The organism is Enterococcus sp. AZ104, from assembly GCF_050546705.1.
GTDB lineage: Bacteria > Bacillota > Bacilli > Lactobacillales > Enterococcaceae > Enterococcus > Enterococcus faecalis.
Map to the genome: position 1 here is coordinate 386842 of NZ_CP172952.1, position 15876 is coordinate 402717.

Genomic DNA, 15876 nt, shown 5'->3' on the forward strand with positions numbered 1-15876 from the left:
TGAATAGGAAGGTGAAAATATGATTGAACTAAAGTCTGTCGAAAAGGAATACGGAATAAATGGACACTCTCAGCAAGTTCTAAATGGTATAACAATTACTTTGGAGAAAGGTAATATTTATGCTTTAGTGGGACCGTCTGGCTCAGGTAAATCTACTTTGCTGAACATTATTGGTGGGTTAATTCATCCCACTAAAGGGGAAGTGAAAATAGGGGATAAGAACATCACAGAATTTAATAGTAATCAATTAGCTGAATTACGTACTAATGATATTGGATTCATTTTCCAAGATTTTAATTTGATTCCCTTTCTAAATGTAAAAGAAAACATTCTTTTCTCGCTTCGTTTAAAAGGTGAAAAGATTGAAAATCATTCAGATAATTATGAACAGCTAGTCAATTGGTTAGGAATTAAGAAGATTGAAGAAAAATATATAAATGAAATTTCTGGTGGTGAGCAACAACGTACGGCAATTGCCCGTTGTTTACTAATGGAACCTAAAATTATTTTGGCTGATGAACCTACAGGTAATTTAGATAAAAAAAATACAGATGCATTCTTGAAATTGATTCGAACGCTTCCATTTATGGAAAACAAGGTTTTTATTATTGTAACACATGATGAATCTGTAGAGCGATTCTGTGATCAAGTTTTTAAATTAGAAGAAGGACAAATCATAACTTAGGATATTTTAATTTTTTATGGGATATCAAAAAAAGAAGGAAGTAGGAATAAAAAATGTTTTTACATGATTTTGATTTCGAAGATTTGGACAGTATTGAAGAAGTTATTACACCAAATAAAGGTTCAGTAACTTGTTGCTAGAGATTTGAATTTTTGCGAGGGCTTAGGAGTGTTCTTCTTGGCCCTTTTAATATTGTCTTTTTAAATAAAAAAAATGAAGTTATAGAAAAATAATAGACGAATAGTCTTGTCAAAGTTTTATCTATTCTTTAGACATGAAACTAAAAAAGATTATTTGTCAACTAATTAGTATTAAATTAATTAGTAATGAGCGGCAGTGTGTGTTAATATGTATAGTATAAATAAGACTTAGATTGAATTGCTCAGATGAATTAGAAATAGAATATAGTAGAACTTAATGTACTATGTATTCCTGTTTTATGATTTAGTTCGCAGAATGTTAGTGAAATCCCGGTCATTTTTTAATCTTCATTACTTTTTATCACTTAGATATTAGAGTGATGATTTTTTTATAAGTTCTGTCTGATTTATACTTCAAGTAAGAATAATTATCTTAGTTGAATAGAAAGCGTTATTATAATTTAATGTAAGCGTTTTTTAATGTGGGAAGATTTGTCAGTATATTAAGTACTTAAAAAATATGTTATATCCGATTATTTTCTAGTATTTTTTCTTATAATACATATTGCGTTTAGGCTCATATCTCTCCATGGATTTAGTTAGACTTAACTAAATAATAGTGGAGATAACGCTTGCCTTGTTTGACTATAGGTTTGTTTCCGTATTAAGAGTTACTTAATTGATTTAATCATTAATGAAAACCAGCATGTTTCGCTAACTTGGTTTTATCGGAAAAACGGTTAAAGAATCAATTTCAGGGAGTAAATCAGCGATATAAAAAGGATTGCTTCATGGAATGCTGGTTAAATATTGATATTCAGGGAATATAACGACTAAATCATCAATGGTTTTGTACAAATACCTAATTAGTTTATCTAGACTTTGTATTTTTTTGCTAAAAAACACTTAAGCCAAGGTCTACGAGTCCTGATAAACCTATCCTAAACGATAAGAACTATGAATGGGTCAAAATATCTTTCGCAATTTCTTCGGGATTTCGCCAATTTAATTATTTTCAAATGATACTTCTTTTGGCACAGGTAATGTTGGATTGTCTGTCATAAAGCGAACATCTAATTTCTCGGAACTAACATCTAAACCGACAAAAAGTTTGCTGTGAAAGGATCTTATCATTATTTACTCGGAATTTGCATAGGTACTGTAAGATACCTCGAAATTGCGTTGCTTAACGACAGCTTTGCTCGAATTCATTGAGTTTCTCTCATTAGGATAGCCGCCTAATCTCTACTAGAGGTGGACTCGGCTAATTTGTTGGAGGCTATACCAATGATCTAGGCAAACTTTTTATCGCAGACTAGCTACATGGAGAGCTAACATCTTCTCGTAAGTTTTTTCTAAGACTTGTTATTCAGGAATGTTACACAGTATCTAAGTAAAAACCGTTATTTTTATTAAAAAAATTGGGGGATAGCCCATAAGATAGAATGAAGGGATAAGCATTCTATCAAAATATATATTACGAGGAGAAAGTACTTGGTGGATAAGCGAAAGAAAGTTGGAATTGGTTTGAAATGGTTGGTTACCATATCATATATTGTTATTTACTCAGCATTTATGGAAAAAGAAATGAGCTTCCTAAGTTTACTATGCAGTATATATATCATTTTTTTAGGAAGTTTTGTCTATATAAAGCTCCCCCAAAAACTATATTCATTATCTTTTTTTTCATTAACTTTCTATTTGGGTTGGACAGTGTTATTGGTTTACTCGGATATATGGGTTCTAAAGCTAGTAGGACTATTTCTTTTATGTTGCCATCCATTAACCCTTTATCTGTTTTTGTATTCCTTTATACATATAGATGATAAGAAAAAACTTAATAAAAATCGTATTCTTCTATGTTGTGTTTCACTATACAGCTATTTGGCTCTGTTACTTGATTTTTATGTAGGACCTACTTTGATCTTGTTAATGATTTCGTCAATTACTGTCAATTCTTTAACAATTATTAAAGAAAAGAAATTTTTTTTAGTGCACTAAAATATAAAGTTTTGATTACTTCATTACTACTTTCTTTTGTACTACTTATCTTATTTTATTTTATATGCCTGCTTTTCCCAGAGTTATCTTTTTATGATTGGGATAAAACTACCATACTAGTTACTATTTTACCAACTGGTGTAGTTTATATTCTCGTTAAGGAAAGAGAGATTATATTATCTGAAAAATTTCTGTTAGCGTTTTGTATCTTAGTATATAGTGCATTTTTCTTCTTAATTCTAGAAGTAATTGGTATTGTTCTCTGGAAAAGTTTCATTTTGACTATTCTTTTCGCCCTAGTATGTTATTTGACTCATCTATCAATAAATGCAATACGTTCAAATAAAGTAAAACAATTAAAAAATAATTTTAGGAATTTAAATAACGAAAAGTTAGAAGTACTAGATCAAGTTACATACTCGCAATTTCTCAATAATGTATCTGAATTATTGCTCGATAAATTAGAAGAATTAACTGCGAGCTAAAGACTAGCTGTATTTGTTGAATCAAAAGAAGGGTGTTATTTACTATGTCAAAAAGGTGAAACAGTTTTTAATTCACTAAAAAAAGAGATTCATTCACTAAAAAAACAAAAACAAAAAATTAAGTTTCGAAAAAAAGAATATACCTGTATACCCATAATAATCTCTGGATATACAGTTTGGATTTTCTTTGAAAACAATGACAATGATATTGATTTGAAATCTATACATAAAACTGTAGAACAACATGGAACCTTGATAATTACCGTAAGATTACTTCACTTAAATAGCAAAAGTTATGTGAAAGATCCAATAGAGGTCTGTCAATTGTTAAGAATCAAGCTATTTAATAGTATGGAGATTGAGAAGAAAAATTACGCTAATTATCTTCACGATAACATACTCCAGCCTGTTATTGGACTCCATACTTTAATATCAAATTTGTCAGGAGATGTCATGGTTACGGATTTAATTAATGAGGAGTTTTCAAAATTAGTTAGTTCCATACGTTCTGAAATCTTTAACACGTATCCATCAACGCTTTACCATCTTACTTTTAAAGAAAACTTACAAATATTAATTGATGATTTTAATAAAAAATATCCGAAGACAGAGTTTATATTGGATTATAGTATTGAGGAAATAATACCACAGCATGTTATTGCTCCACTATATCGGATCGTGAAAGAGTTAAATGAAAATATTGGAAAACACGCAGATGCTGAAATAGGAAAAGTAACAGTTGAAATAGACAACGCTGAGATTCAGTTGATAGTAGAAGACGATGGAGTAGGGGTTGACAATATTTTAGAGTTTGAAAAATCGTTAATTCAGACGAATGATCACATCGGCCTACTTTCGATAAAAAATGACATTAATTGGCTGAATGGTTCATTTAAGATGTTGTCTTTACCAGGTCCAAACAGCGGTACGAAAGTTTGGGTCACTATTCCTTGTATGAAGGGAGAGCAATATGAAAATATTACTAGTTGATGACCATAAATTGATTGGGAAAAGTCTCGAGATGACTTTAAAAAACTATGCAGATGTTAAAGAGTTTAGATATATTTCAGATCCAATCACGGTTTTTGAAATGATTGAAACATATCGACCATCGATAATTTTGATGGATATTCACATGGGTATGTTCAATGGCTTGGAATTGGGAGAAGAAGTGTTGAGAAAAACAAAAACAAAATTAGTTTTTTTATCTGGATTTGATTTAGCAGAGTATAGAGATAAAGCAATTGGTATCGGAGCTAATGGCTTTTTAGACAAACATATAGCGGTTGACTCTTTGATTGAGAATTTGAAAAAAATAAGCTATGAAGACAAAAAAATATTTCCTCAAACAAGTAGACATGATTTAAAGCACAACCTAATTACTCCTCGAGAAAAAGAAGTATTAAGAATTTTATCGCAAGGAGTAAAACAATCAGCAATAGCTTCCAAAATGAATATTACTGACCGAACTCTTCGTAACTATGTTTATTCCATCAATGAAAAGTTAGAAACAAATTCTGCAATTGCTTCAGTTGTTAAAGCAATTGAACTGGGTATTATAAATGTACGCCTTCAATAATAAATTTTGTTGGAATAAACAGAATTTAGTGTGTTGTATTCTTATAACAAATTTATTATTGTAATTTCAGATTATCTGTTAGAAGTAGATATTCAGAGAATTACAACTTTAAATTGTACTAATGTAGTAACTTCTTTTTTTGGACATTAAAAGAAGCCTATGGCAAGTTCCTCGGAGTAAGGCTAGATTTTAGCTATATGAAAAATTAATCAATGGAACTTCATTGAAGCTACCAAAATCAGTTAGTAACTTTATTGCTGATACCTGAAAAACTAATAAAAAACTAGTATGTTTTGTTTCTGGCAGTTCAGGTAATAAAAAAAGTTAAAAATTTTTCAGGCTAAAAAAGCGAATTTACCAAAAAGCGCACTTTTTGGTTCCTATGAAACGAAAAAGTACGTACTATACAGCATGTACGGCACGGTATATGATGATATCAGAAAACGTTAAAGGAGCGAATCAAATGATTACATCACTAGCAGATACAGTAACATTAAACAACGGCACTAAAATTCCAGGAATGGGTCTCGGGGTATTCCAAATACCAGATGAAGAGACAGCAAAAGTGGTCGAAGAAGGGATTATCAATGGTTATCGTTTAATCGATACAGCGCAAATCTATGGCAATGAATCTGGCACAGGAGCGGGAATTAAAGCAGGCTTAGCGGCAACTGGTTTGAACCGTGAGGACTTATTTGTTACCTCGAAAGTTTGGAACGCGCATATTTCCTATGATGAAACAATTCAAGCTTTCAATGATAGTTTGGAACGTTTAGGTTTAGATTATTTAGATTTGTATTTAATTCATTGGCCAGGAAATAATTCTTACAAAGAATCATGGCAAGCTTTAGAAACTTTATACGCCGAAGGAAAAGTGAAAGCAATTGGTGTCAGCAACTTCCAAGTTCATCATTTAGAAGATTTACTTTCTTATGCAAAAGTTGTTCCGGTAATTAACCAAGTGGAACTACATCCAAAATTGGATCAAAAAGAAGTGCGTAATTTCTGTGAAAAACATGATATCAAAGTCCAAGCTTGGTCACCATTGATGCAAGGCCAATTATTATCTAATGAAACCATTTTGGCGATTGCTGAGAACCATAATAAATCAGCAGCCCAAGTGATTTTACGTTGGGATATTCAACAAGATATCTTATTAGCCGTGAAATCTGTCCACAAAGAACGGATGATTAGCAATGCAGCGGTCTTTGATTTTGAACTAAGTGCAGAAGAAATGGCACAAATCAACCAATTGAATGAATCGTTACGTGTGGGACCAGATCCAGACACGTTTGATTTCTAAAAATTAACTAGGAGGAGATACAATGAGTGAAGCAGTTAAAGGTTTTTCAGTAGTCAACCACGTGGGGATTACAGTCAGTAATTTGGATGAATCAGTGAAGTTTTATGAAGCATTAACAGGAACAAAAATCGCAAATCGTGATGAAATTGGTGGAAAACGGATGGCCCAAACACAAGGGTTAGATGATACATTAATCAAGTATGCCAATGTGCATCTAGAAAACATCAATATTGATTTATTAGAATATGTTAAACCAAAATCAGAAAAAGCTTCTTATTCCAACGAACAAATTAGTGCAATGCATATGTGTTTCGAAGTGGAAGATATTGATGCAGCTGTTGCACGTTTAAGAGCGATTGGCGTAGAACCTGATGGAGAGCCGATTACATTCCAAGAAGAAGATGGCTTGAAGAGCGGTTTTGGTACAGGGGTTGCTTACTTTACCGATCCAGATGGTACAAATTTAGAATTGATTGCTCCTAAAGGTCCATTTACACGAAATTAAGTTAAAAGACTTTCAAACAAACATCAAAAAGACCCCCTCATTCTAGTATCACTAACTAGAATGGGGGCTCTTTTTATTTTTTGAGACAGAAGTCGCTAAAGAAAAGATATTCCAAATCCGTAATTGATGGTATACTAAAACGTAACAAATAAAGGAGGAAGACAATTGATTCTTAGCGTCTTAACAGTTATTTATTTTATTAATGCAATTATTGCGGGAATTACCATTTTGTTAAAACCTCGAGATGTAGCAGCAATTTGGGCATGGCTACTCGTACTGATTGCTCTACCCGTTTTTGGTTTTTTCTTATATTTATTCTTTGGTCGCGGTTTAACCGACAAAAAGAAATTTTATTTGCAACAAAGTGATTTACGGGAATTAGAGAATTTCCAGAATTTCCAAGAAGAAAGTTTTGAACTTTATAGTCAAAAGATGCCGACGGAGGAGCAACAACAGTTTACAGACTTTTTTTCCTCGTTAAATAGGATGCCTCTGACTAAGAAAAATGATGTTGAAATTTTTACGGATGGTACGGAAAAATTCAATGCGTTGATGGCGGATATAAAAAAAGCTCAGCACTCCATTCATATTGAATATTATGCCTTTGTAACGGATCATATCGGCACCAAAATTTTGAACTTATTAGAAGAAAAGGCGGCTGAAGGGGTTGAAGTGCGGTTGCTTTACGATGCCTTTGGCTCAAAGGGCACCAAGGTTCATCATTTGAATGAATTGAAAAAAAACGGCGGTTTTGTCCAAACGTTTATTACTTCTCAAAAAGCACTTTTGAAGTTTCGTTTGAATTATCATGATCACCGGAAAATTGTTGTTATTGACGGAAAAGTAGGCTACATTGGCGGCTTTAATGTTGCCGATCAATATGCCGGAACGACTAAAAAGTTTGGCTATTGGCGGGATACACATTTACGGATTCAAGGGCCAGCAGCCTCATTACTGCAAATGCGTTTTTTAATGGATTGGAACGTCTCTTCCCCCGAGAAAAATCGTGTGGCGTATCAATTGGATTATTTCTTTAAACTTGAAGCATTGGTGCCAGAGGCAAATACATCCATTCAGATGATTGCCAGTGGTCCTAACAGTGACCGTGAACAAATTAAATTGGCCTTTATTAAATTGATTACTTCTGCCAAGAAAAGAGTCTGGATTCAAACGCCGTATTTAGTTCCTGATGATAGTGTCTTGGCTGCTTTAAAGGTTGCTGCGGCTTCAGGAGTAGATGTTAAAATTATGATTCCAGATAAGCCCGACCATCCGTTTATTTATCGAGCAACACAGTATTACGGCCGCTTATTGATGAAAGAAAATATTGAAATTTTAATTTATAACGGTGGTTTCTTACATGCGAAAACAATGATTATGGATGATGAAGTCTGCACAGTTGGTTCAGCCAATCAAGATATCCGAAGTTACAAATTAAACTTTGAAGCAAATGCTGTGTTATATGATAAAAAAATCATTGATCAATTAGAAGCAATTTTCTTAGAAGATCGAAAAAAATGTACAACAATGACTCCAGAAGTTGTTCGCGACATGTCAAAATGGTTGATTTTTAAACAACAAATTTCACGATTATTTTCACCAATTCTTTAAAACTGTTTTTCACAAAATGACGAACTTCTGATCCGAAGTTCGTCATTTTTCTTCGGGAATTTTATAAAAGTATAGAAAATCACAAAAAAAGTCAAAAAAATTTTAAAGAATATTTTTTAATTTTATTCGTTATTTTTTTATCTGTAGTTGCTGTTAAAACAAATAAATATTATTTTTAATTTGTTATTTTATTTTTGTGAAAAAGGGACATCTTTTATAAAAGTAAAAAAAATTAAGCAAAGAGTGTTGACAAAAAAAACGAAAAGGAATATGCTACATGTACAAGTTAAATACAAAGCAATGACAGAAAAGCAGTAGAGAAATAACCACTGTTACAGAAAGCTAGTGGCGCTGGAAACTAGTACACGTTATTTATCGAATTACATTCTTGAGCTTCTGCCTACAGGGCACGGGTAACAGCGTTATTTGTTAAGAGGTATATAGTATTTTAAATAAACTAAACTATGTATAAATTTGGGTGGTACCACGAGAAATTCGTCCCTAAGTCGTTTCGACGGCTTAGGGATTTTTTGTATTCTTTTTTTGAATACGTGGCAGACCAAAGAAAATTTCGTGAACCCGTGTATACATAGAAATAAACACGGGATATCGTGTAAAAACAAGTGTGTTAATCGTTTATTTCTTTAAATGAACGATTTCCTATAAAGAGATAATTATAAATATGGAGGGTGATAACATGAATATCATTGACGAGCTAGCATGGCGTGATGCAATCAATCAACAAACAAACGAAGAAGGACTAAGAGAACTTACAGAAAATACGAGCATTTCGCTATATTGCGGTGTCGATCCAACTGGAGATAGCATGCATATTGGACATTTAATTCCTTTTATGATGATGAAACGATTCCAATTAGCAGGTCATCACCCATACATTTTAATTGGTGGCGGAACTGGAACAATTGGTGACCCAAGTGGACGAACAACTGAACGTGTTTTACAAACGATGGAAGCTGTGCAACATAATGTGGACAGTCTTTCAAACCAAATGAAAAAATTATTTGGTAAAGATGCTGAGGTAACAATGGTGAACAACTACGATTGGTTATCAGAACTATCTTTATTAGATTTTTTAAGAGATTACGGGAAAAACTTTAATGTCAACACGATGTTGGCAAAAGACATTGTCGCTAGTCGTTTAGAAAGTGGCATTTCCTTTACAGAATTCACATACCAAATTCTTCAATCAATTGACTTTTACACATTGCATAAAAAACATAATATTCAATTGCAAATTGGTGGCGCTGATCAATGGGGCAATATCACTGCAGGATTAGATTTGATTCGTAAAAAAGAAGGACCAGAAGCCAAAGTATTCGGGTTAACCATTCCTTTAATGCTAAAAGCAGATGGTACAAAATTTGGGAAAACAGCGGGTGGCGCTATCTGGTTAGATCCTAAGAAAACCTCACCATTTGAATTCTACCAATTCTGGTTAAACCAAGATGATCGTGATGTCATCAAATACTTGAAATTCTTTACTTTCTTAGATAAAGAAGAAATCGATGCGTTAGCTGAAAAAGTTGAAAAAGAACCAGGTAAACGTGAAGCACAAAGACGCTTAGCTGAAGAAGTGACACGATTTGTTCACGATGATGCAGCATTAGAAGAAGCGCAAAAAATTTCAGAAGCTCTTTTCTCAGGCAATATTAAAGACTTAACGATTGAGGAAATCGAGCAAGGGTTAGAACATGTGCCAACTGTTGAAATTACCAAAGATGCTAAAAACATCGTAGATTGGTTAGTTGACACAGAAATCGAACCATCAAAACGTCAAGCTCGCGAAGATGTGAGCGGAGGAGCTATAAGTATTAACGGTGACCGAGTTACCGATTTAGATTTTGCAGTCGATCCAACACAACATTTCGATGGAAAATTCGTTGTTGTACGGAAAGGGAAGAAAAATTACTTTTTAGCAAAAGTAATGGATTAGAAATTGATAATAATTTCACGAAGAGAAGACGTGTGATTATTTGATCAAAGTTAAAATTCTATTTCTCCTTACAGGTAGTGGTGAAACCGTTAATACACCTAATAAGAGTGGGATTGTACACACAATCCCACTCTTATTTTTTTATATAATGGTTCTGACAAGACACCTTGTGAAAAAATTATAAAATTAAAGAGCTATGATAACCATTGTTATTTTTCTTCTTTACACTTTAGCCGTTTGGGTGTAAGTTGTGAATGCAAAATCTAATTCATTAAAATTTGTAAGGAGGAATTTTCGTATGAAAAACGAAAAATTAGCAAAAGGCGAAATGAACCTTAATGCACTATTCATTGGGGACAAAGCCGAAAACGGACAATTATATAAAGACTTGTTGATCGACTTAGTAGATGAACATTTAGGATGGCGTCAAAACTACATGCCACAAGACATGCCAGTTATCTCTTCTCAAGAACGCACATCTGAAAGCTACGAAAAAACTGTCAACCATATGAAAGATGTATTGAATGAAATCTCTTCTCGCATGCGTACACATTCAGTTCCATGGCATACAGCAGGTAGATATTGGGGACATATGAACTCAGAAACATTAATGCCTTCTCTATTAGCTTACAACTTTGCAATGCTATGGAACGGGAACAACGTTGCCTATGAATCTTCTCCAGCAACTTCTCAAATGGAAGAAGAAGTAGGACATGAATTTGCTCACTTAATGAGCTACAAAAATGGTTGGGGACACATCGTTGCTGATGGTTCTTTAGCTAACTTAGAAGGCTTATGGTATGCCCGTAACATTAAATCATTACCATTTGCTATGAAAGAAGTAAAACCAGAATTAGTTGCTGGCAAATCAGATTGGGAACTATTGAACATGCCAACAAAAGAAATTATGGACTTATTAGAATCAGCTGAAGATGAAATTGATGAAATCAAAGCTCATTCAGCTCGTTCAGGTAAACATTTACAAGCAATCGGTAAATGGTTAGTCCCACAAACTAAACACTATTCTTGGTTAAAAGCTGCTGATATTATCGGTATCGGTTTAGATCAAGTTATCCCAGTACCAGTTGACCATAACTACCGTATGGATATCAACGAATTAGAAAAAATCGTTCGTGGCTTAGCAGAAGAACAAATTCCAGTGCTAGGTGTTGTCGGTGTAGTTGGTTCTACTGAAGAAGGTGCCGTTGACTCAATCGATAAAATTATTGCTTTACGCGATGAATTAATGAAAGACGGTATTTACTATTATGTACACGTTGATGCTGCTTATGGTGGTTATGGACGTGCCATCTTCTTAGACGAAGACAACAACTTCATCCCTTACGAAGATTTACAAGATGTTCACGAAGAATACGGTGTCTTCAAAGAGAAAAAAGAACACATTTCAAGAGAAGTGTATGATGCATATAAAGCAATCGAATTAGCAGAATCAGTAACAATTGACCCTCATAAAATGGGTTATATCCCTTATTCAGCTGGTGGTATCGTTATCCAAGATATCCGTATGCGCGACGTTATTTCTTACTTCGCAACTTACGTATTTGAAAAAGGTGCCGATATTCCTGCGTTACTAGGTGCTTATATCCTTGAAGGTTCAAAAGCTGGTGCAACAGCTGCTTCTGTATGGGCTGCACATCACGTTTTACCTTTAAACGTTGCAGGTTATGGTAAATTAATTGGTGCTTCAATTGAAGGCTCACATCATTTCTATAACTTCTTGAATGATTTAACATTCAAAGTTGGCGACAAAGAAATCGAAGTCCACACATTAACTCATCCAGACTTCAACATGGTTGACTATGTGTTTAAAGAAAAAGGCAACGATGATTTAGTAGCAATGAACAAATTAAACCATGATGTATATGACTATGCATCATACGTTAAAGGAAATATTTACAACAACGAATTCATTACTTCACATACTGACTTTGCTATTCCAGATTATGGCAACAGCCCATTAAAATTTGTAAACAGCTTAGGATTTAGTGACGAAGAATGGAACCGTGCAGGTAAAGTAACTGTGTTACGTGCTGCTGTAATGACTCCATACATGAACGATAAAGAAGAATTTGATGTTTACGCTCCTAAGATTCAAGCTGCTTTACAAGAAAAATTAGAACAAATTTACGACGTAAAATAATTGAATCTTAAACGGAAAAAAGAAATGGTAACCGAACGAGGGAACGTTCGTCTGGTTGATTTATTTAAGAGATAAATCAACCAGACGGCTAACCTCTTAACCAATTCTTTGTCTGGGTAAGAGGCAGTCGAATGACTGTTTTACTCAGCGTATAACAGTCATTCATGCTCCTTATCCAAAATCTTATAAGGAGTGTACAAAATTGGATAAACAACAAGTTAAAAAAATTGAATTAGGTACTTTTATCGGTTTAACAATGGCATTGTGTGCAACTGTACGTAGTATCCCAACACTTGCTGCTGTTGGTTGGACATTAATTTCTTACACAATTTTCGCGGTCTTATTCTTTGCTGGTCCAATCGCATTGATATCTGGTGAATTATCTACGATGCTTCCTCAAGAAGGTGGCCCTCAACTTTGGGTTAAAACTGCCTTAGGTAGCAAATGGGGTTTTGTTGTCGCTTGGTTACTATGGGTGCAAATGTTCCCAGGAATGGTAATGGTTGCTTCTACATTAGGCCCTTTGCTAGGTAATACATTTGGTAATGTTCACTTAGGTGAAAATCATTGGTTCGTATTAGGTTGTATCTTAGTGATTTACTGGATTATTACAATCTTGAACTTGAAATTTGATATGGCGAAAGTTGGCGGAAATATTGGTGTTTGGCTAGGTGTTTACATCCCAGTATTAGTTATGTTTGTTTTAGGTCTTCTTTCAATGATTAAAGTAGGCTTAACACCTGGCGGCTATTTAGGTGCCTTCTCTTGGTCAAAAGTTTTACCAAACTTAGAAAATATGGACACATTTAAATATCTAGCAGGGATTGCGTTTATCTTTGTTGGGATTGAAATGTCTTCTGTTTATATTCCTCGTTTGAAAGATGCAACAAAAAATTATACAAAAGGCGTTTTCATTTCATTAATTGGTTTAGTTTTATTAAACGTTATTAATGCAATGTTTGTTGCTAATATTGTTCCAAATGGCAAAATGGAATTGTCTAACATTACACAACCAATTTTGCTTTATTGTGACGTTTTAGGTTTACCAACAATTATTGGTAATATCTTTAGTTTCATGGTCTTCTTAGGTGTGTTATTACAATTATCTGCTTGGGTTACTGGACCATCAAAAACAATTATTCAAGTTGCTCGTGATGGCTTATTGCCACCAAAATTTGGTTTCCATCGCGAAAATAAATATGGCGTTTCTCGTAACGTTGTGTTAACACAATCTGTGGTTATCTCATTATTCGCTTTACTTTATGGGGTAATGGATGATGTCAACGCTGTATTCTTAACTTTAACAAATGCAACAACAATTATTTATAGTATTGTGTATGTATTGATTGCGATTTCCCTAATTAAATTACGTAAATCTCAACCAGATACACTACGTCCTTACCGAATTGGTAAAAAAGGTAATGGCTTAGCTTATTTAGTGGCAGCAATGTTAATTTTTAGTGTTATCATTGTTATTTTCGCCACATTAGGTACAACAACCGTGACTGATGCAGTCTTAGTTGCATTAATCACTATTGTCATGTTTGTGATTCCGTTAATCATTAATCGCTTTAAAAAAGCAAGTTGGGCAACGGAAGTAAAAGAAGATTTAGGTGAATAAAAAGGCCAGCAATTATTTTGCTGAGTGCCTCTTCATCTGATGACTATAGTAAATTGTCGTTTGGAAACTGAAGCAAGTTCGATTATTGCTTCAGTTTTCGCTTTCCATAAAAGGAGGTTTTCATATGAAATCAACGAAACCCACTGTTTCGTTCGCTGAAAGTTTAGGCATTTTGGTTGCCTTGTTAGCGATTCTCGGGTACTTAATTATTGGTCAAAAATTAACCCCTCACATACCGATTCTTTTTGTATTCATGTTGTTGTTGCTTTATGGCAAATGGAAAGGATTTTCTTGGGATGAGATCCACGAGGGCATTGTGGAAGGGATCAAACCAGGGATCATTCCGATTATTATTTTCTTGTTGATAGGTGTCTTAGTTGCTACTTGGATCTTGTCTGGGACGATTCCAACAATTATGGTCTATGGTTTTAAAATTATCTCAGTGAAGTTCTTCTTACCAACCGTTTTTGTGGTCTGTGCACTAGTTGGTGTGACGGTAGGGAGCTCCTTTACGACTGTTTCAACTATGGGGATTGCCTTTCTAGGTATTGGACATATTCTTGGATTCGACAATGCGATGACAGCTGGCGCAGTTGTTTCAGGTGCCTTTTTGGGGAACAACATTTCACCGTTATCTGATACAACAAACTTAGCTGCTGGAATTGGTGGCGTGAACCTTTTTGAACATATACTAAACATGATGTACACTGTTATTCCGGCGTTTATTATTTCGATTGTCGGCTATATCTTCTTGGGGCATCAATCTGGTTCAGCGGATTTACAATCGGTTGATGCAATGGTCCAAACGTTACATCAAGGATTCTGGATTTCACCGATTACATTGTTGCCAGTAGCGGTTTTATTCTTATTCGCCTGGAAAAAGGTACCGGCTATTCCAACGTTACTAGTCGGCTCTACAGTGGCGGTCATCTTAGCTTTTATAAATGATCATCACCTAAGTTTAGCGAAAGTTTCTACCATCTTAATGAGTGGTTATGTGGCAGATACAGGGGATCAAAGTATTGATACACTTTTATCTCGTGGTGGGATTGAAAGCATGTTAGGTTCTGCTGCGTTGATTATTTTGGCATTAGGTTTGGGCGGCTTGTTGATTAAGTTTAACATCGTGGCTACTTTAATTGATAAAATTAAAGGCTATGTGAATAATCCAGCCAAATTAATCGCTTTAACTGCCTTAAGTTCTGTGGGAATTAACTTACTAGTTGGCGAACAATATTTGTCAATTATTTTACCAGGGGAAACATTTAAATCCTCATTTACTCGTTTAGGTATTGATAAAAAATATTTAACTCGTACTTTGGCAGATGCTGGGGCGGCAGTCAACTCGTTAATTCCTTGGGGAGTTAGTGGTACCTTCATTATGGGAACGTTAAAAGTTGGTGCACTAGAATACTTACCATATGCCTTTTTCCCATTGCTTTGTCCCATTATCACCGTCATTTTGGGGATATTCTTAAAAAAACAACAAGGGGAAAACAAAAAAGCACCAGGGACTAACGTTGAATTGTGAGTTTTTTCAGATAATTAAACAATTGGTTACGATTGAACCTCAGTGTATCTACTGATTGGTTCAATCGTTTTTTCGTCACAGATTTTTTACAATTCTTCATATAATCTTTGAAGCTCCTTAAAGGCAATTTAATTATTCTAAGTTATGATACAAAGGATCAATCAAATAGGTGGATGAACGTGGTGTTAAACTCATAGAGACTAACAGTAGTTTATTCTTGCTCAATGTTGAGGTGTAGGTTCGAATCCTACCGTCCACTTTCTGTTATTTAAACCAACTTAGAACGAAACACAAACAAGT

General features: G+C 34.2%; 11 protein-coding genes and 1 other annotated feature. Of the genes, 10 read left to right on the top strand and 1 reads right to left on the bottom strand.

The genetic code is table 11. The annotated features are described in order from the left end of the window. The first annotated feature begins 19 nt into the window (after nt 1-19). Nucleotides 20-685, top strand: a complete 666-nt coding sequence (locus IGJ37_RS01970; protein WP_002361207.1) for an ABC transporter ATP-binding protein — start codon at nt 20-22, stop codon at nt 683-685. Between the two features lie 1145 nt (nt 686-1830). Here the strand turns inward: IGJ37_RS01970 and IGJ37_RS01975 are convergent. Further along, the gene (locus IGJ37_RS01975; RefSeq protein ID WP_002361208.1) at nt 1831-1959 is read right to left on the bottom strand and encodes a hypothetical protein; all 129 of its coding nucleotides are present in this window, start codon (nt 1957-1959) and stop codon (nt 1831-1833) included. A gap of 1676 nt (nt 1960-3635) precedes the next feature. On the opposite strand from IGJ37_RS01975, the gene IGJ37_RS01980 reads away from it, so the two are divergent. The 9 genes from IGJ37_RS01980 (at nt 3636) to nhaC (ending at nt 15576) form a co-directional block, all read left to right on the top strand. Then, nucleotides 3636-4301: a sensor histidine kinase gene (locus tag IGJ37_RS01980; protein ID WP_325814940.1), complete on the top strand. Its 666-nt coding sequence runs from the start codon at nt 3636-3638 to the stop codon at nt 4299-4301. After that, entirely contained in the window at nt 4282-4890 is a 609-nt protein-coding gene (locus tag IGJ37_RS01985) for a response regulator transcription factor (protein WP_002361211.1), read from the top strand. Before IGJ37_RS01980 ends, IGJ37_RS01985 begins: the two co-directional genes overlap by 20 nt. Before the next feature lie 427 nt (nt 4891-5317). After that, nucleotides 5318-6193: an aldo/keto reductase gene (locus IGJ37_RS01990; protein WP_002392650.1), complete on the top strand. Its 876-nt coding sequence runs from the start codon at nt 5318-5320 to the stop codon at nt 6191-6193. A 22-nt stretch (nt 6194-6215) separates the two neighbouring features. Beyond that, on the top strand, nt 6216-6698 hold the full coding sequence (locus IGJ37_RS01995) for a VOC family protein (protein ID WP_002355441.1): 483 nt from the start codon (nt 6216-6218) through the stop codon (nt 6696-6698). Between the two features lie 165 nt (nt 6699-6863). Then, nucleotides 6864-8309 carry a cardiolipin synthase gene (gene cls, locus IGJ37_RS02000; protein ID WP_002361214.1) on the top strand — a complete coding sequence of 482 codons (1446 nt, stop codon included), beginning with the start codon at nt 6864-6866 and terminating at the stop codon, nt 8307-8309. A 291-nt stretch (nt 8310-8600) separates the two neighbouring features. Beyond that, nucleotides 8601-8815: a binding site (T-box leader), on the top strand. A 191-nt stretch (nt 8816-9006) separates the two neighbouring features. Further along, on the top strand, nt 9007-10263 hold the full coding sequence (gene tyrS / locus IGJ37_RS02005) for a tyrosine--tRNA ligase (RefSeq protein ID WP_002355444.1): 1257 nt from the start codon (nt 9007-9009) through the stop codon (nt 10261-10263). A 298-nt stretch (nt 10264-10561) separates the two neighbouring features. Continuing rightward, nucleotides 10562-12424, top strand: coding sequence for a tyrosine decarboxylase (gene tdc / locus IGJ37_RS02010; RefSeq protein WP_002355450.1), 1863 nt, complete (start codon nt 10562-10564; stop codon nt 12422-12424). Nucleotides 12425-12626: 202 nt separating this feature from the next. Continuing rightward, entirely contained in the window at nt 12627-14045 is a 1419-nt protein-coding gene (tyrP, locus tag IGJ37_RS02015; protein WP_002355453.1) for a tyrosine-tyramine antiporter, read from the top strand. A 124-nt stretch (nt 14046-14169) separates the two neighbouring features. Then, nucleotides 14170-15576, top strand: a complete 1407-nt coding sequence (gene nhaC, locus IGJ37_RS02020; RefSeq protein ID WP_002358632.1) for a Na+/H+ antiporter NhaC — start codon at nt 14170-14172, stop codon at nt 15574-15576. Nucleotides 15577-15876: the final 300 nt, after the last annotated feature.